This is a genomic window from Polaromonas sp. YR568 (assembly GCF_943369415.1).
GTDB lineage: Bacteria > Pseudomonadota > Gammaproteobacteria > Burkholderiales > Burkholderiaceae_C > Polaromonas.
In genome coordinates this window covers 1-17,231 of the sequence record NZ_CALRNF020000003.1, presented here as the reverse complement: position 1 = coordinate 17,231, position 17,231 = coordinate 1, and the positions used below count along the sequence as shown (strand labels likewise).

At 62.8% G+C, this 17,231-nt stretch carries 14 protein-coding genes; 6 read left to right on the top strand and 8 right to left on the bottom strand.

Annotated elements, in window-relative coordinates; all coding sequences use genetic code 11:
- Window position 1: 1 nt before the first annotated feature.
- The 5 genes from ACLV74_RS02595 to ACLV74_RS02575 all read right to left on the bottom strand — a co-directional run bounded on the left by ACLV74_RS02595 (window position 2) and on the right by ACLV74_RS02575 (window position 6,589).
- Entirely contained in the window at window positions 2-1,063 is a 1,062-nt protein-coding gene (locus tag ACLV74_RS02595; RefSeq protein ID WP_411877808.1) for a Gfo/Idh/MocA family protein, read from the bottom strand.
- 1 nt (window position 1,064) lies between these two features.
- Window positions 1,065-2,369 carry a nucleotide sugar dehydrogenase gene (locus tag ACLV74_RS02590; RefSeq protein ID WP_411877807.1) on the bottom strand — a complete coding sequence of 435 codons (1,305 nt, stop codon included), beginning with the start codon at window positions 2,367-2,369 and terminating at the stop codon, window positions 1,065-1,067.
- 95 nt (window positions 2,370-2,464) lie between these two features.
- Window positions 2,465-3,382, bottom strand: coding sequence for a dTDP-4-dehydrorhamnose reductase (gene rfbD, locus ACLV74_RS02585; protein WP_411877806.1), 918 nt, complete (start codon window positions 3,380-3,382; stop codon window positions 2,465-2,467).
- Between the two features lie 8 nt (window positions 3,383-3,390).
- Window positions 3,391-4,455, bottom strand: a complete 1,065-nt coding sequence (rfbB, locus tag ACLV74_RS02580) for a dTDP-glucose 4,6-dehydratase (RefSeq protein ID WP_411877805.1) — start codon at window positions 4,453-4,455, stop codon at window positions 3,391-3,393.
- Between the two features lie 148 nt (window positions 4,456-4,603).
- Window positions 4,604-6,589: an SDR family oxidoreductase gene (locus tag ACLV74_RS02575; protein ID WP_411877804.1), complete on the bottom strand. Its 1,986-nt coding sequence runs from the start codon at window positions 6,587-6,589 to the stop codon at window positions 4,604-4,606.
- A 215-nt stretch (window positions 6,590-6,804) separates the two neighbouring features.
- Between ACLV74_RS02575 and ACLV74_RS02570 the strand changes: the two genes are divergently transcribed.
- From ACLV74_RS02570 to ACLV74_RS02555, 4 genes are all read left to right on the top strand, one after another.
- Window positions 6,805-7,311: a phasin family protein gene (locus ACLV74_RS02570; RefSeq protein ID WP_411877803.1), complete on the top strand. Its 507-nt coding sequence runs from the start codon at window positions 6,805-6,807 to the stop codon at window positions 7,309-7,311.
- A gap of 129 nt (window positions 7,312-7,440) precedes the next feature.
- Window positions 7,441-8,724, top strand: coding sequence for a patatin-like phospholipase family protein (locus tag ACLV74_RS02565; protein ID WP_411877802.1), 1,284 nt, complete (start codon window positions 7,441-7,443; stop codon window positions 8,722-8,724).
- A gap of 100 nt (window positions 8,725-8,824) precedes the next feature.
- Entirely contained in the window at window positions 8,825-9,484 is a 660-nt protein-coding gene (locus ACLV74_RS02560; RefSeq protein WP_411877801.1) for a TetR/AcrR family transcriptional regulator, read from the top strand.
- A 57-nt stretch (window positions 9,485-9,541) separates the two neighbouring features.
- Entirely contained in the window at window positions 9,542-10,315 is a 774-nt protein-coding gene (locus ACLV74_RS02555) for a hypothetical protein (protein WP_411877800.1), read from the top strand.
- Between the two features lie 652 nt (window positions 10,316-10,967).
- On the opposite strand, the gene ACLV74_RS02550 is transcribed toward ACLV74_RS02555, so the two are convergent.
- Genes ACLV74_RS02550 through speD form a run of 3 tightly spaced genes read right to left on the bottom strand, consistent with a single transcriptional unit; the run spans window position 10,968 to window position 13,491 of the window.
- The gene (locus ACLV74_RS02550; RefSeq protein WP_411877799.1) at window positions 10,968-12,359 is read right to left on the bottom strand and encodes an aminopeptidase P N-terminal domain-containing protein; all 1,392 of its coding nucleotides are present in this window, start codon (window positions 12,357-12,359) and stop codon (window positions 10,968-10,970) included.
- A 26-nt stretch (window positions 12,360-12,385) separates the two neighbouring features.
- Complete coding sequence (murU, locus tag ACLV74_RS02545) at window positions 12,386-13,093, bottom strand: N-acetylmuramate alpha-1-phosphate uridylyltransferase MurU (RefSeq protein ID WP_411878038.1); 708 nt, start codon at window positions 13,091-13,093, stop codon at window positions 12,386-12,388.
- Between the two features lie 20 nt (window positions 13,094-13,113).
- Entirely contained in the window at window positions 13,114-13,491 is a 378-nt protein-coding gene (gene speD / locus ACLV74_RS02540; protein WP_411877798.1) for an adenosylmethionine decarboxylase, read from the bottom strand.
- Between the two features lie 132 nt (window positions 13,492-13,623).
- Here speD and tkt point away from each other — a divergent pair, with 132 nt between their 5' ends.
- Window positions 13,624-15,666 (top strand): transketolase, encoded by a 2,043-nt coding sequence (gene tkt, locus ACLV74_RS02535; protein WP_411877797.1) that lies wholly within the window; start codon window positions 13,624-13,626, stop codon window positions 15,664-15,666.
- A 55-nt stretch (window positions 15,667-15,721) separates the two neighbouring features.
- Entirely contained in the window at window positions 15,722-16,720 is a 999-nt protein-coding gene (gene gap, locus ACLV74_RS02530) for a type I glyceraldehyde-3-phosphate dehydrogenase (RefSeq protein WP_411877796.1), read from the top strand.
- The last annotated feature ends 511 nt before the right edge of the window (window positions 16,721-17,231 follow it).

Genomic DNA, 17,231 nt, shown 5'->3' with positions numbered 1-17,231 from the left:
GTCAATAGTCCAGTGGAAGCGCGATACGCTTGCCGTCGCGCGCGGAAAGGTAAGCGGCGATCAGCACTTCGAGGGACTTCAGGCCTTCGCGGCCGTCCGTGTCGGGCTCCGCTTCGCCCCGCAGCACCTTGATGACATTGTCGTAATAAAGGGGGTGGCCAAACCCATAGACGGAGGTGGTGGCGTAGCTTGCATCCTTGACCTTGCCGTCATCTTCGTGCGAATCGGAAAATTGCCAGTGCTGGATCTCGTTGACCGCGACGCCGCCCACCTTGACGGTACCCTTCTCGCCGATGATGGTGATGCTGCCTTCCAGGTTTTTCGGATAGGTCAGCATGGTCACGTTCATCGAGCCCAGTGCGCCTGAGCGCCACCTGACACTGATGACGCCCGAGTCTTCCACCTCGATATCACGCGCCAGGGTCGCCGTGTAGGCCTGAATGCTTTCGATGGGCCCGATCAGCCAGTCAAGAAGGTCCACATAGTGGCTGGCCTGGTTCATGAAGGCGCCGCCGTCATATTCCCAGGTGCCGCGCCAGGCCGCGCTGTCGTAGTATTCCTGCGGCCGCGTCCAGAACACGTTGATGTTGACCATGTAGATGCGGCCGAAGCGCCCCTGCTGCACGGCGCGTTTAAGCAGCTGCAAGGTGGCGTTTTTTCGGTTCTGCTTGACCACAAACAGGCGGACATTCGCGTCGTCGCAAGCCCTGACCATCTGCAACCCGTCGTTCCATCGCGTGGCCATGGGCTTTTCCGTCATGACGTGCAGGCCCGCCGCGGCCACCAGCATGGTCTGTTCGGGATGGGACCCGCTCGGCGTCGTGAGCACGACGATGTCCGCGTCCGTATCCTCCAGCATGTCGGCAAGGCTGCCGTAGGGTTTGGCGCCGGTCTCGGCGGCTGCGGCTTGCAGGGCTGCGTTGTCAATGTCGCAGATGCCCACGAGCTCCGCATATTCGGCATGCTGCTTGAGCGCGGCAAAGTGGTTTCGGGCGATGCGCCCGCAACCGACGATTGCAAAGCGGATTTTTCTACCTGCGATGGGAGCGGGCCAGCGGCGCATGTCAGGCTTTCACAATATGCGAAGCCGACTCGCGATAACGACCGCGGGAGTCCACGATCAGTTTGGCGTTGTCCTTGATCAGGGTGTAATCAAATTTTTCGTGATCGGTCGCCAGCAGGATGCAGTCGTACTGCGACAGCGCGGACGCCGTCAACGGCACGCTCGACAGGTTGAAGCTGTGTTCCCGCATTTTGGGGAATACCGGTATATGGGGATCGCTATAGGAAACATCCGCGCCAAGCTCGCGAAGCTTCTCCATCAGCACGACCGAGGGCGATTCGCGCATGTCGTCCACGTTCTTTTTGTAGGCAATTCCCAGTACCAGCACCCTGGAGCCGTTGATGGACTTCTTGGCCGCATTGAGCGCGGAAGCCACCTTTGCGATGACGTAATCGGGCATGGAGGAGTTCACCTCGCCAGCAAGCTCGATGAACCGGGTGTGCACCCCGTATTCGCGGGCTTTCCAGGTCAGGTAGAACGGGTCTATGGGAATGCAGTGCCCGCCCAGGCCCGGGCCGGGGTAATAGGGGACAAAGCCGAAGGGCTTGGTTGCGGCGGCCCGGATGACTTCGTGAATGTCGATATTCATCTTGTCGGCAACGATCTTCATCTCGTTGACCAGGCCGATGTTGACCGCGCGGTGGATGTTCTCGAGAAGCTTGGTCAGTTCGGCGGCGCGCGTCGAGCTGACGGGGACAACCTGGTCGATCACCTGTCCGTAAAGCGCCAAGCCGACCTCAAGGCATTGCGCGGTATGCCCGCCGCACACCTTGGGAATGGTGCGAGTCGTGAAATTCGGGTTTCCGGGATCTTCCCGTTCCGGCGAAAACACCAGGAAGGCATCTTCACCTACCTTCAGTCCGCGAGACTCGATGCGGGGCAGCAACTCTTCATCCGTCGTGCCGGGGTAAGTCGTGCTTTCCAATGAAACCACCTGACCGGTACGCAGGTAGGGCAGCAAGGAGTCCGTCGTATTCAGGACAAAACTCAGATCGGGTTCGCGGTGCTTGTTGAGCGGCGTCGGCACACACAGTATCAGCGCATCCGCCTCTGCAACACGCGAAAAGTCCGTGGTCGGCTCAAACCCCTGCTTCACTGCCGCACCAATCGCTTGCGCGGAAATGTGCTCAATGTAGCTCTGGCCGTCCCGCAATGCCTGCACTTTGGCCTCGTCGATGTCGAAGCCGATGACCTTGTAGCCCATCTCGCAGTAGCGAAGGAGCAGAGGCAGGCCCACGTATCCCAAACCCACAATCCCAATGACGGCTTTTTTGCTTTTGAGCTTAGAAATGAGGCTTGATTTCACTGTAGGCGGGTGCTTTTTTGGAGGAGTTTGATGTTAGCACGCGCACTATCAGCCCAGCCATCTTCCCGGTCCGGCCAAGCCCAGCCACTCCCCGTTCAACGCGGCGATGCCAGAGTGTCACCAATTTCAGCCAGCATGCGGGCAACGCCCTGCTGCCAAACAGGAAGCTGAAAGCCAAATGACTGTTCAAGCCTGGCCGTACTCATGCGTGAGTTATGAGGACGCACCGCCGGCGTCGGGAAAGCCGATGTGGGAACGGGGTCCACGGTGCCCGGCGTGGCTTTAAGCAGCGCGCCGTTCCTGGCGGCGCAGTCGAGGACAAACTGCGCATAGCCGTGCCAGGTCGTCTCGCCCGCGGCCGCCACATGGTAGGTCCCGTCAAGGCGTGCGGCAGGCCCCGCGAGCGCGCTGCGCAGCATGTGGGCCGTGACGTCGGCCAGCAGATCGGCCCCCGTCGGCGCGCCGAACTGGTCGTTGATGACCGTCAGGCGGTCGCGCTCCGCGGCCAGGCGCAGCATGGTTTTGGCGAAGTTGCCGCCGCGCGCCGCATAGACCCAGCTGGTGCGCAAAATGAGGTGCCGGGCACACCGGGCCGCGATGCGCTGCTCGCCTTCCAGCTTGGTCCGGCCGTACACACTGAGCGGGCCTGTGGGGTCGGCCTCTTCCCAGGGCTTGCTGCCGCTGCCGTCAAAGACGTAGTCGGTCGAATAGTGCAGCAGCCATGCGCCGGCGGCATCGGCCGCTTCGGCCAGCACGCCCGGTGCTTCGGCATTGATGGTATGCGCCGTGGCCGAATCGCTTTCGGCCTTGTCGACGGCGGTATAGGCTGCGGCATTGACGATGGCGTCAGGGCGGATACGTTGCACCGTCTCGCGGATTCCGCTCAGGTCGGCAAGGTCGCCGCAAAAGTCCTTGCTGTGGCGATCGAGCGCGACCACCTCGCCCAGCGGCGCCAGGCTGCGCTGCAGCTCCCAGCCCACTTGCCCGTTCTTGCCGAAAAGCAGAATTTTCATGGGCGCGGTCACGCGGCCGTCGCCGCATACTGGGCCTCAACCCAGTCGCGGTAGGCGCCGCTTTGCACATGGGTGACCCATTCGGGGTTGTCCAGGTACCACTGCACGGTCTTGCGGATGCCGGTTTCAAAGGTTTCAGCGGGCTTCCATCCCAGTTCCTGCGTCATCTTGCTGGCATCGATCGCATAGCGGCGGTCATGGCCCGGCCTGTCCTTGATGAAGGCCACCTGCTCACGGTAGCTGCCGTTGGCGCGCGGGCGCAGCTCATCCAGAAGCGCGCACACCGCGTGGACGATGTCGATGTTCGGTTTTTCGTTGTTGCCGCCTATGTTGTAGACCTCGCCGGGTTTGCCGGCCTCCAGCACGCGCCGGATTCCGCTGCAGTGGTCCTTGACGTACAGCCAGTCGCGTACCTGCTGGCCGTCGCCATACACCGGCAGGGGCTTGCCGGCCAGGGCGTTGACGATCATCAGCGGGATCAGTTTTTCCGGGAAATGGTAGGGACCGTAATTGTTGGAGCAGTTGGTGGTCAGCACCGGCAGGCCATAGGTGTGGTGGTAGGCCCGGGTCAGGTGGTCGCTGGCCGCCTTGCTGGCCGAATAGGGGCTGTTCGGCTCATAGCGGTTGGTTTCGCTGAAGGCCGGGTCAGTGGGCCGCAAGGAGCCGTAGACCTCGTCCGTGGAAACCTGCAGGAAGCGGAATGCGCTTTTTTCGCCGGCCGGCAGGCCGGCCCAGAACTGGCGCGCGGCCTCCAGCAGGCGAAAGGTGCCGACGATATTGGTCTGGATGAATGCTTCGGGGTCCGAAATGGACCGGTCCACGTGCGATTCGGCCGCGAAATGGACGATGGCGCGCGGCTTGTGCGTGGCCAGCAGGCCCGCGACCAGGGCGCTGTCGCCGATGTCGCCTTTGACAAAAATATGCCGTGGATCGCCTTTGAGAGGCGCCAGGGTTTCCATATTGCCGGCGTAGGTGAGCTTGTCGAGGTTGACGACCGGCTCATCGGTGCCCGCCACCCAGTCAAGAACAAAATTGGCGCCGATAAATCCGGCTCCCCCTGTAACCAAAATCATGAACTCCCCTTCCATGTGCCGGTGCTGCGCGGCACCGGCTTGCATTATGCCTTTGACCCTGAGGCGGCGGTCATGAAGAAAGCCGGCGGATCAGAGGGAAACCGCCCCGAAGCGAAGGCCGCCCCGCAAGGGCTTTGCCCCTCCCCGGTCAGAAGTGAATCCCGCGCATCATCTGCTGCATGGCCACGGCTTCGGCGGAGAGATGCGGTTTGGCGCCTTTGTCGCCCTTGGCGGCCGAAGAGTCGGGGAACATGCGGAAACTGGTGTTCATGGCGATCTGCGCGACGCGCGGCACCAGCGCATGCATGAGTTGGCCGGTGATGCCCAGGCGCGTGGCCACGCGCACCGGCTTGAAGATGCAGGCCTGCGCGATCATGTCGGCGGCCTCTTCGGGGGACAGCGTCGGCACGTTGTTGTACAGGTTGGTGGGCGCGATCATGGGCGTGCGCACCAGCGGCATGTTGATGGTCGTGAAGCTGATGCCCACGTCGGCGAACTCGCTCGAAGCGCAGCGCGTCCACGCGTCGAGCGCAGCCTTGGAGGCCACGTAGGCCGAAAAGCGCGGCGCGTTGGTCAGCACGCCGATGGAGCTGATGTTGACCACGTGGCCCTTGCGCTTGGCCGCCATGCCGGGCAGCAGCCCCATGGTCACGCGCAGGCAGCCGAAGTAGTTGAGCTGCATGGTGCGTTCGTAATCGTGGAAGCGGTCGTAGCTGGCCTCGATCGCGCGGCGTATGGAGCGGCCGGCGTTGTTGATCAGGAAGTCGACGCCGCCGTGGTTGGCGATCAGCAACTTGAGGAAGCGGTCGCAGTCGGCCATGTCGGCGATGTCGGCCGGATAGGCCACGAAGTGGTAGCCCTTGGCCTTGGCTTCCTTGCAGGCCTCGTCGAGCTTGTCCTGGTCGCGCCCGCAGATGACAGTGACCGCGCCGGCTTCGGCGAACTTGTGCGCCGCGGCCAAGCCTATGCCGGATGAGCCGCCGGTGACCAGCACCACCTTGCCGCCCACCGTGCCCCGCAGCGAACGATCGATGTGCAGGTCGGGATCCAGGTGGCGCTCCCAGTAATCCCACAGGCGCCAGGCGTAGTCCTTGAGGTTGGGGCACTCGATGTTGGCCCCCTTCAGAGCGGCCATGGTTTCGCGGCAGTCGAAGCGGGTGGGATAGTTGACGAAGGTCAGCATGTCCTCGGGCAGGCCCAGGTCGGCCATGATCGCATTGCGCACGCGCCGCACGGGCGCCAGCGCCATCAGGCTCTTTTTGACGCCGCGCGGGATAAAGCCCAGCAAGGCGGCGTTCACGAACAGGTTCATCTTGGGCGCATGGGCCGCGCGGCTGAAGATGTCCAGCACGTCGCCGACGCGGTAGCCCACCGGGTCCACCAGGTGGAAGCACTTTTTGGCGATGCCGGTCTTGTGGCTGATGTGGTCCAGCGCGTCGACGACGAAGTCAACGGGGACGATGTTGATGCGCCCGCCTTCCAGGCCCACGGCCGGCATCCAGGGCGGCAGCAGCTGGCGCATGCGCTGGATCAGCTTGAAGAAGTAGTAGGGGCCGTCGATCTTGTCCATCTCGCCGGTGGTGCTGTCGCCGACCACCATGGCCGGGCGAAACACCGTCCAGGGCACCTTGCATTCCTTGCGCACGATTTTTTCGCTCTCGTGCTTGGTCATGAAGTACGGATGCTCGTAGTTCTCGGCCTCCTCGAACATGTCTTCGCGGAACACGCCTTCATAGAGGCCGGCCGCGGCGATAGAGCTCACATGGTGGAAGTGCCCGGCATCGATGGCCTTGGCGAACTCGACGGCACTGCGCGTGCCTTCGATGTTGACGGCGATCTGGCTTTCCTCGTCGGCGCCCAGGTCGTAGACCGCGGCCAGGTGGTAAAAATGCCCGACCTGGCCCTTGAGCTTCTTGACGTCCTCGCTGCTGACGCCGAGTTTTTTGCTCGTCAGGTCGCCGTGCACCGCGACGGCCCGCGCGGGGCTCACACCCCAGTATTCCCTCAGCGCCGCCACTTTGCCCGCGCTCTCCTTGCGGATCAGGAAATGAACGGTCGTGCCTTTTCGTTCCAGAAGTTTTTTGACCAGGCGCTTGCCGATGAAGCCTGTGGCCCCCGTGACGAAATAATGCATGTTGTGTGTTCTCCGCTGAACTGTCGATCAAAAAGCGATTCTTGCTTAAAGCGCATGACTCTCTATTCAGCAGAAACCCGCGCTCAGCGGCTTGCGGCGCGCTTTTCCATAGAGCGGGGCACCTAAACACCGCCGCGAGTAAGGCTTATATTTTCCAGTCTGTGCGGCATACTGTTCGCGCAACCTTCACAACCATAAACCGTCTGGAGTCCATCATGGTCAAGAAACTGCAAAAAATGAGCGCCGACAAAAAAACCGGTCCCCAGCTGTCGGGTGCCGTCAAGGAATCCGCACAGCAAATCTGGCTGGCCGGCCTGGGTGCCTTCTCCAAGGCGCAGGAAGAAGGCGGCAAAGTGTTTGAGACCCTGGTCAAGGAAGGCCTGTCCATCCAGCGCAAGACCCAGGCCGTCGCCGAGGAAAAAATCTCCGAAGCCACCAACAAGATGGCCACCATGGCCACCGACATCCAATCCAAAGCCGGCCACCAGTGGGACAAGCTGGAAACCATCTTCGAAGACCGCGTCGCCAAAGCCCTGAACAAGCTCGGCGTGCCTTCCGCAAAGGACGTGGACGCGCTGATCGCGCGGATTGACGAACTGAACCGCAACGTGCAGAAGATGAGCACCAAGGCCCCCGCCGCCAAGACGGCAGCCAAGACCGCCGCAAAGCCTGCCGCCAGGAAAGCACCGGCCAAACGCCCGGCCGCACGCAAGTCGGCTTAAGCGCGGCGGGCTTCACCCCAAAAAGGGACATGCCGTCCCTTTTTTTTCGCCTGTGCGCATCACGTCACCCGCGCCGCTTTGCTGCACAGCAGCAAATATTCATTGGGCCGCCGTCTACACTTTCTTTCCATGACCTCAGCCAAGCGTTCAAAAAGTAAATCCCCATCCGGCAAGCCGCGCATTGCCCTGGCACTCGCCGGCGGCGGTCCGTTGGGCGCCATTTACGAGATAGGCGCGTTGTGCGCGCTCGACGAATCCCTGCAGGGCATTTCCTTCACCGAGCTGCACCACTACGTCGGCGTCTCGGCCGGCGGATTTATCGCCGCGGGCCTGGCGAACGGCATGACGCCGCGCGAACTCTGCGCGGCCTTTATTGAAAACGATGACCAGTCCTCGGAGGTGTTCGACCCGGCCTGGCTGATGGTGCCCGCGTATGGCGAATTCCTGCGGCGCGGCATCATGCTGCCCGGCCTGCTCGCATCGGCCGCGTGGCGCGCAAGCTTCGGGCGCAAGTCATTTGTCCATGCGCTGGAAGCCTTGGGGCCGGCCCTGCCCACGGGAATTTTCTCTAACGACGAAGTCGACACGCAACTCGAAAAACTGTTCTCCAAACCCGGGCGCACCAACGACTTCCGCAAGCTCGGCACCCGCCTGACGCTGGTCGCGACCAACCTGGACAGCGGCGACGCCGCGCCTTTCGGCCGTCCCGGCTGGGACCACGTGCCCATCTCCAAGGCTGTGCAGGCCAGTTCGGCCCTGCCCGGCCTGTTCCCTCCCGTTGAAATTGACAAGCACTACTACGTGGACGGCGCCCTCAAGAAGACCATGCACGCCGGCGTGGCCATGGACGAGGGCATAGACCTGATGTTCTGCCTGAACCCGCTGGTGCCCTTCAATTCCACGCGCGCGCCCGAGCTGGCCATGGACCAGCGCGTCATGCGCCGCGGCCTGCCCGCCGTGAAACAGGCCATCCCGCGCATCGTGAGCGGCGGCCTGCCCGCGGTGATGAGCCAGACCTTCCGCTCCATGATCCATTCGCGGCTGGAACTGGGCATGAAGCACTACGAGCACGCCTACCCCGACACCGACATCGTGCTGCTGGAGCCCGACCACCGCGACGCCGAGATGTTCCTGGCCAACACCTTCAGCTACCGCCAGCGCCGCGAACTGGCCGAGCACGCCTACCAGAAGACCCGGCAAATGCTGCGCTCGCGCAAGACCACGCTGTCGGCCAAGCTAGCCAGGCACGGCGTCAGCCTGAACCTGGAGGTGCTGGAAGACCCCAAGCGCCACCTGGCGGCCACAAGGCCGGCCGCCACCCGCGTGGGCCGCGCCATCGCCTCGCTGGAGGAGGTGATGGAGGATTTGAGCCATGCGCTGCGGCCCGACTCCCGCCGGGCGCTCGCGGCGTAATCCAAAGGTTCTCCGGGTTGCCGGGCTTTGATGGACTTCCCTAGTTTCGCGGCGGGGCACGCTGGGTTAGAGTTAAAGAACAATACGAGGTAGACAACTTATGGCGAAAAAAGCGCCGCGCCGTACAGCAGAGCGGATTCTGGAGGTCACCCTGGACCTCTTCAACCGCTTTGGCGAGCCCAATGTGTCGACCACCTTGATCTCGGCCGAGCTCAACATCAGCCCCGGCAACCTCTACTACCACTACCCGGCCAAAGACGAGCTCATCAACTCGCTGTTCGACCGTTACGAAAAATCCCTGGGCGAGCTGCTCAACGCCAGCGACGGCGTGCGCGACGTGGAAGACGCCTGGTTCTTCATGCACACGCTGTTCGAGCTGATCTGGCAGTACCGTTTCCTCTACCGCGACCTGAACGACCTGCTGAGCAAGAACCGCCGGCTGGAAACCCACTTCCAGTGGGTGCTCAAGAACAAGACGCGCGCCATCAAGGGCCTGCTCGACGGCATGAGCCGCGCCGGCGCCGTGACCATCGATTCACGCGAAGTCGAGGCCACGGCCACCAGCATGGTGGTGGTGCTCACTTACTGGCTCAGTTTCGAGTACGTGCGCGACCCGCGCAACGCGCTGGAGCCGGCCAACGCGCAGGCCGCGTTGCTGCGCGGCGCGCACCACGTGCTCAATTTGCTGATTCCTTACCTCGAAAAAAGCCAGCGCGCGCACCTGCAGGCCCTGGTCGGCGCGTACAGCAACCCGGCCTGAGTTCCCCGCAGCCCGCTTACCCATAACACCAACAATTTTTATCAGGAGACAAGACACATGGCCAAATGGACTGCCTTTCCCCATACCGGCGACTACGCATTCGATGCCGCCGGCCTGAAAAAGAGCTGGACCCGCCTGCACCTGGGCGACTGCGAACCCCTGCCCAAAGACGCCGCCGTGCTGCAGGCCTGGGTACTGTTTCACAACGGCGAATTCCAGAAAGCCTTTGACGCCGGCCTGAAAGCCGGCGGCGACGGCATCACCGTGGCCAACAAGGCCGCCAGCATGTACGCCACCTACCTGGAAACCAAGGAAAAAACCAAGCTCGACCTCTTCATGGAAGTCGCCGCGCGCGCCGAGGCCCAGCAAAAGGACGACCCGAAAAACGCCAACGCCTGGTACTGGCAGGCTTATGCGCTGGGCCGCTACAGCCAGGGCATCAGCGTGGCCAAGGCCCTGGCCCAAGGCCTGGGCACCAAGGTCAAGACCGCGCTCGAGCAGGCCATCAAGCTGTCCCCCAAACACGCCGACGCCCACATCGCGCTGGCGGCCTTCCACGCCGAGGTGATCGACAAGGTCGGCTCGCTGATAGGCGGCATGACCTACGGCGCCAAGAAAGACACGGGCCTGTCGCTCTACAAGGAAGCCCTGAAGCTGCACCCCGGCTCCGCCATCGGCATGATCGAGTACGCCAACGGCATGGTGATGCTCGAAGGCGACAAGAAAATGAAGGAAGCCACCAAGTTGTATGAGCAGGCTGCGGCCAGCAAGGCGCTGGATGCGACGGAGAGGTTGGATGTGGAGATGGCTAGGGCTGAGCTGGAAGATTGATTTTTTGCCGGGTCTTGCGCCGGCTTGCGCGCCTGTGCCCTTTGCATAGGTTTGCTGGCCGGGAGTGGCCCGGCGGCCAGTAACTTTCTTTTGCTTCGCCAAAAGAAAGTCACCAAAGAAAAGGCGACCCTGGTTGCTGCGTCCCTTCGCTTCGCTACGGGCAACCTGCGGTGCTCGGTTCAGGCGGGGTCTCGCTAAACTCGCTTCGCTCAAACAACGCGATCCCTGATCCGCCTGAACCTGCGCTCCTCGGCGCATCCACAAGGGGCAATCGGGATCGGGAACCGAATACCAATACCAAGAAAGACAAATACAACAAGGACTCGCCATGGCGAGTCCTTGTTTCTTCAGGTATTCGGCTGTTTGTATTTCTTCTCCCCGCTCCCACCCCTTGTGGATGCGCCGAGGAGCGGAGGGCCAGACGGATCAGGGCAAAAACTTGTTTGAGCGAAGCGAGTTGTTTTTGACCCCGGCTGGACCGAGCACCGCAGGTTGCCCCGGAGCGAAGCGCAGGGGACGCAGCAACCAGGGTCGCCTTTCTTTTGCTTACTTTTCTTTGGCGAAGCAAAGAAAAGTGAGTTGCCGCCGGGCAACCCCGGCCAGCAGTACTCAGCAAGGGGCAGGCGCGCCGCCGGAGCAAGACCCGGCCAGTTCAACCCGCCATTAACGCCTCAATCTCATCCCCATCGACGGGCACCCCACGCGTCATCAACTCACACCCCTTGATAGTCACCAAGGCATCATCCTCAATCCGGATACCGATGTTCCAGAACTCCTTGGGAACGTTCTTGCCGGGCCGCACATAAATGCCGGGCTCTATCGTCAGCACCATGCCGGGCCGCAGGATGCGCGAGGGCTTGCGCATGATGGGCTGGCCCATGGCGTCCTTGTCGGGGCGGGGCTTGCTGCCGGGTTCGCTGTAGTCGCCGCAGTCGTGCACGTCCATGCCCATCCAGTGGCTGGTGCGGTGCATGTAGAACTGGCGGTAGGCGCCGGATTCGAGCACGTCGTCGACCTTGCCGTGCTTGGCCTTGGGCAGCAGGCCGGTGTCGAGCATGCCCTGCGCCAGCACGCGCAAGGCGGCTTCATGCGGGTCGTTAAAACGCTTGCCGGGCCTGGTGGCTTTGACCGCGGCGTACTGGGACTCCACCACGATGTCATACAGCCGGCGCTGGGCCGGCGTGAATTTTCCGCCGGCCGGGAAGGTGCGGGTGATGTCGCTGGCGTAGCCGTCGAGCTCGCAGCCGGCGTCTATCAGGCACAGTTCGCCGGCCTTGAGTTCGGCATCCCCGGCGCGGTAATGCAGCACGCAGGCATTGGCGCCGGCGGCCACGATGCTGGTGTAGGCCGGGAACTGCGAGCCGTGGCGGCGGAACTCGTGCAGCAGTTCGGCCTCCAGGTGGTATTCGCGCAGGCCGCCCTTGACCGGGTTGCGCAGCATCGCGGCGGAAGTTTGCATCGCGCGCACGTGCGCGCCCGCTGAAATTTTCCCGGCGCGGCGCAGGATGGCGATCTCGTGGCTGTCCTTGAAGAGGCGCATCTCGTCGAGCACGCCGCACAGGTCATTGCGGCTTTGCGGGCATTCGTCGCCCAGGCGCACGCGGGTGCGCACCTTGTCCAGCCAGCCGTCCACGCGGGCGTCCAGGCCTTCGTGCGTGGCAAACGGGAACCATACCGACTTCTGGTTGGCCAGCAGGGCCGGCATGCGCGCGTCCAGCGCCTCGGTGCTGAAGGCGGCATCCACGCTTAGTTGCGCCGGCGCGGCCTTGGGGCCCAGGCGTATGCCGTCCCAGATCTCGCGTTCCAGGTCCTTGGGGCGGCAAAACAGCGTGGTCTTGCCGCTGGCGTCGATGGCCAGCCAGCTTTCGGGCTCGTCAAAGCCGGTCAGGTAATAGAAATAGCTGTCGTGCCGGTAGGGAAAATCGCTGTCGCGGTTGCGCGGGTATTCGCGCGCGGTGGGCAGCAGGGCGACGCCGCCGCCGGCTGCTTTCAGCGCGCGGGCCACGGCGGCACGGCGTTTCTGGTAAATCGTGGTGGTGCTCATGGTGCGCGGCGCTTTTTGTGGGGTTGTTAGTGTGTGGTCGTGGCCTGGTTCAGCTCGTCCAGCCGCGCCGGCGTGCCCACGTCGGTCCAGGGCCCGGTGTACAGCTCGGCGCTGACCTGGCCATTGTCCATCGCCGTACGCAGCAGCGGCGCCAGTGGGGCTTTGAGGCCTTGCGGGTTGCCGAAAGGCATGGCGTCGAAGAATTCCCGCCGGTACAGGCCTATGGTGCTGTAGGTGAACTTGGGTTGCGGGCTGCCCTTGGCCAGGTTCAGCGCCAGGCCGTCCGGGCCCAGGCCGAAATCGCCCTGGGGGTTGTGCGGCGGATTGGGCACCAGCCACAGGTGGGCCAGCTTGCCGCCGGCGGCAAAGCGGTCCACGGCGGCCTGGGTGAATTCAAAGCCCGGCACAAACACGTCGCCCGCCAGCACCCAGAACACCTCGCCCAGCAGCGGCAATGCGCGCGAGATGCCGCCGGCGGTTTCCAGCGCGCCGCCGAAATCAATGCCTTCGTGCGAATAGGCAATCGACAGCGGCGTGCGGCTTTCCTGCCGGAAATGGTTTTCCACCTGCTCGCCGAGCCAGGCGGTGTTGATGACGAGCTCGTTAAATCCGCCGCGCGCCAGCGCCTCGGCATGCCAGTCAATGAGTGGTTTGCCGCGCACCGCCAGCAGGGGTTTGGGCGTGCTGTCGGTCAGCGGCCGCATGCGCTCGCCGCGGCCGGCGGCCATGATCATGGCTTTGATGGATGGGCCGCTCACTGCGTATCCCCGCGATCCAGCGAGCGCTGCTCGGTCCATTCGGGGTTGAAGCGCCGCACCAGCGCATCCATCAGGCCGCGCGCCCGGGCCGAGTGGTCGGCGCCGAAGTTGCAGACGTAAACGTCCAGCGTCACGGCCTTTTGCTCGGGCCAAGTGTGAATGCACACATGCGATTCGGCCAGCAGCACCGTGGCCGTGATGCCGCCCGGGCCGTGCACGGTGTCGGGAAAGGTGTGGAAGAGCTGGTTGACGGCCTGCAGGCCGGCCGTGCGCACGGTTTCGACGCACCAGCCGCCCAGGCGCTCGGCGTCGGTGAGCCAGGCGGGATCGCAGCGGCATTTGTAAAGGTCGGCGGTCAGGTGTAGGCCTTGCATCCCCCGACTTTAGACGATGCGCGGCCTCGTCCAGGCCGTAACTTGGTTCCATATCCCGCCAAATTCCCCGGCCGGGGCCAGACGGTAAAATACCGGGTTACCCCTGATCTTTCCCCCTCCGGAGCAGCCTACATGGCAAACACGCAAATGATGGCGAATGCGATACGCGCACTCGCAATGGACGCCGTTCAACAAGCCAATTCCGGACACCCCGGCGCCCCCATGGGCATGGCCGACATGGCCGTCGCCCTCTGGGGCAGCCACCTCAAGCACAGCCCGCACAACCCCAACTGGTTCGACCGCGACCGTTTTGTGCTCTCCAACGGCCACGGCTCCATGCTGATTTACGCCGTGCTGCACCTGACCGGCTACAAGCTGCCGATCGGCGAACTTAAGAATTTCCGCCAGCTGCACAGCAAGACCCCCGGCCACCCCGAATACGGCTACACCCCCGGCGTTGAAACCACCACCGGCCCGCTGGGCCAGGGCCTGACCAATGCCGTCGGCATGGCGCTGGCTGAAAAGCTGCTCGCCAAGGAATTCAACCGCGAAGGCCACACCGTCGTCGACCACAACACCTATGTGTTCATGGGCGACGGCTGCCTGATGGAAGGCATCAGCCACGAGGCCGCGGCGCTGGCCGGCGCCTGGAAGCTCAACAAGCTGGTGGCGCTGTATGACGACAACGGCATTTCCATCGACGGCCAGGTCGCGCCCTGGTTCATCGACAACACCGCCGTGCGCTTCGCCGCCTACGGCTGGAACGTGCTGGGCCCCATCGACGGCCACGACGCCGAGCTGGTCTCGCAGGCCATCGAAGGCGCGAAAAAGTCCAACGACAAGCCCACGCTGATCATCTGCAAGACGCACATCGGCAAAGGCTCGCCCAACCGCGCCAACACCGCCAAGGCCCACGGCGAGCCGCTGGGCGCCGAGGAAATCAAGCTCACGCGCGAAGCCCTGAACTGGCCTTACGCCCCGTTTGAAGTGCCGAAAGAAACCTATGACGCCTGGGACGCCAAGGCCAAGGGCCTGGCCGCTGAAGCCGCCTGGGACGCGAAATTCGCCGCCTACAAAGCCGCGCATCCCGAACTCGCCAGCGAACTGAGCCGCCGGATGAAGGGCGAGCTGCCCAAGTCCTTCGCGCAACTGGCGGTCGATACCGTCATCGGCGCGCACACCAAGGCCGAGACCGTCGCTTCGCGCAAGGCCTCGCAGCTCGCGCTCGAAGCCTTCACCGCCGGCCTGCCCGAGCTGCTGGGCGGTTCGGCCGACCTGACCGGCTCCAACCTGACCAACACCAAGTCCACGCCCAGCCTGCGTTTTGACATGAACGGCGAAGTCGTGCTGACGGCCAACGCCGAGGGCGTGAGCTCGATCGGCCGCCACATCAACTACGGCGTGCGTGAATTCGGCATGGCCGCCATCATGAACGGCATCGCGCTGCACGGCGGCTACATCCCTTACGGCGGCACCTTCCTGACCTTCAGCGACTACAGCCGCAACGCCATCCGCATGGCCGCGCTCATGAAGCTGCGCGTGGTGCACGTGTTCACCCACGACTCCATCGGCCTCGGTGAAGACGGCCCGACGCACCAGTCCATCGAGCATGCCGCCAGCCTGCGCCTGATCCCCAACCTGGACGTCTGGCGTCCGGGCGACACGGCCGAAACGGCCGTTGCCTGGGCCGTCGCGCTGGAAAACAAGAACAAGCCGACGGCACTGCTCTTGAGCCGCCAGAACCTGCCTTACTCGCCGAAGAATGACCTGGGCAACATCAGCCGCGGCGCCTACGTGCTGGCCGAGCCGGCCGAAGTCGGCCTGAACAAAAAGGCCCAGGCCGTCATCATCGCCACCGGTTCCGAAGTGCAGCTCGCGCTCAAGGCGCAGGAACTGCTGGCCGCCCACAAGATCGCCGTGCGTGTGGTTTCCATGCCCAGCACCACGACCTTCGACAAACAAAAGACCGCCTACAAATCCGAAGTCCTGCCCGAAGGCATCCCCCGCATCGCGGTGGAAATGGGCGTGACCGACGGCTGGTGGAAATACGGCTGCGCGGCCGTCGTCGGCATCGACAGCTACGGCGAGTCGGCCCCGGCGCCGGTGCTGTTCAAACATTTCGGCTTCACGGCCGAGAACGTCGCCGACACCGTGCGCAAGGTGTTGCGCAAATAAGCGCGGCACGGCCCGACCGATTCAACGAAATTTCAACTTCCAGGAGCAACAGCAGATGACTATCAAACTTGGCATTAATGGTTTTGGCCGGATCGGCCGCAACGTGTTCCGCTCGGCGATCAAGAGCTTCAGCGACATCGAAATCGTCGGCATCAACGACCTGCTGGAGCCCGCGTACCTGGCCTACATGCTGAAGTACGACTCGGTGCACGGCCGCTTCGAAGGCGACGTGTCCGTCGAGGGCAACACCCTCATCGTCAACGGCAAGAAGATCCGCCTCACGCAGGAACGCGACCCCGCCAACCTCAAGTGGGGCGACATCGGCGCCACCGTGGTGCTCGAATCCACCGGCCTGTTCCTGGACAAAGCCTCCGGCGAGAAGCACCTGGCCGCCGGCGCCAAGAAAGTCATTTTCTCGGCACCGTCCAAGGACGACACCCCGATGTTCGTCTTCGGCGTCAACGACAAGACCTACAAGGGCGAGGCCATCATCTCCAACGCCAGCTGCACCACCAACTGCCTGGCGCCCATCGCCAAGGTGCTGAACGACAAGTGGGGCATCAAGCGCGGCCTGATGACCACGGTGCACGCCGCCACCGCTACGCAAAAAACCGTGGACGGCCCGAGCAACAAGGACTGGCGCGGCGGCCGCGGCATCCTGGAAAACATCATTCCTTCCAGCACCGGCGCGGCCAAGGCCGTGGGCGTGGTGATCCCCGAGCTCAACAAGAAGCTGACCGGCATGTCTTTCCGCGTGCCCACTTCCGATGTGTCCGTGGTCGACCTGACCTGCGAACTCAACAAGGAAGCCACGCTGAAAGAAATCTGCGCCGAGATGAAGGCGCAAAGCGAAGGCGCGCTCAAGGGCATCCTGGGCTACACCGAAGACAAGGTGGTCGCCACCGACTTCCGCGGCGAGACCTGCACCAGCGTGTTTGACGCCGACGCCAGCATCGCGCTGGACGGCACCTTCATCAAGGTCGTGGCCTGGTACGACAACGAATGGGGCTACTCCAACAAGTGCCTGGAAATGGTGCGGGTCGTTTCGAAGTAATTCGCCGCGGCTTCCATCCAAAAAAGCGCCTCCGGGCGCTTTTTTCTTGGAAAAATTTTAATTTAACTCTGACTCGCGCAAACTTTCCGAATCTTCTATGCTCGGTTAAAACAAGGAGATGAAGTATGAACGCGATACGACGTTTGCCCGAAGTAAGAACTTTGGCGCAAATCCTACCTAGCGGAACAGAGGGCGGAAAAGAGTTTGCGCGAATAATTGATTTACTTTTGTTTTTCCAGGCTAATAAAGATCACAGAATTATCAATACTTTCAGTGATCGATCCGGAGACTTTCGTGGGCTAGATAGTTTTCACAGGCAGCCCGGGCAGACAGACAAGATAACTGGCTACCAATACAAATTCTGTTGAATTCCGCTGAAGTCTGACCCGAGTTTTCCATCGAATATTGACCCACACTCTTTGTGAGCAGAAGGTGCTCACGATGTGGATAAGTTCTTGGTTTTCTCCTTTTTGGGCTGAGTGTGTGGATCTGCCTCAAAGTGCGCCGCTGT

Coding starts and splice junctions, on each gene's coding strand:
- ACLV74_RS02595 (WP_411877808.1), bottom strand. CDS start 1,063: ATGCGCCGCTGGCCCGCTCCCATCGCAGGTAGAAAAATCCGCTTTGCA.
- rfbD (WP_411877806.1), bottom strand. CDS start 3,382: ATGAAAATTCTGCTTTTCGGCAAGAACGGGCAAGTGGGCTGGGAGCTG.
- rfbB (WP_411877805.1), bottom strand. CDS start 4,455: ATGATTTTGGTTACAGGGGGAGCCGGATTTATCGGCGCCAATTTTGTT.
- ACLV74_RS02575 (WP_411877804.1), bottom strand. CDS start 6,589: ATGCATTATTTCGTCACGGGGGCCACAGGCTTCATCGGCAAGCGCCTG.
- ACLV74_RS02570 (WP_411877803.1), top strand. CDS start 6,805: ATGGTCAAGAAACTGCAAAAAATGAGCGCCGACAAAAAAACCGGTCCC.
- ACLV74_RS02565 (WP_411877802.1), top strand. CDS start 7,441: ATGACCTCAGCCAAGCGTTCAAAAAGTAAATCCCCATCCGGCAAGCCG.
- ACLV74_RS02560 (WP_411877801.1), top strand. CDS start 8,825: ATGGCGAAAAAAGCGCCGCGCCGTACAGCAGAGCGGATTCTGGAGGTC.
- ACLV74_RS02555 (WP_411877800.1), top strand. CDS start 9,542: ATGGCCAAATGGACTGCCTTTCCCCATACCGGCGACTACGCATTCGAT.
- ACLV74_RS02550 (WP_411877799.1), bottom strand. CDS start 12,359: ATGAGCACCACCACGATTTACCAGAAACGCCGTGCCGCCGTGGCCCGC.
- murU (WP_411878038.1), bottom strand. CDS start 13,093: ATGATCATGGCCGCCGGCCGCGGCGAGCGCATGCGGCCGCTGACCGAC.
- speD (WP_411877798.1), bottom strand. CDS start 13,491: ATGCAAGGCCTACACCTGACCGCCGACCTTTACAAATGCCGCTGCGAT.
- tkt (WP_411877797.1), top strand. CDS start 13,624: ATGGCAAACACGCAAATGATGGCGAATGCGATACGCGCACTCGCAATG.
- gap (WP_411877796.1), top strand. CDS start 15,722: ATGACTATCAAACTTGGCATTAATGGTTTTGGCCGGATCGGCCGCAAC.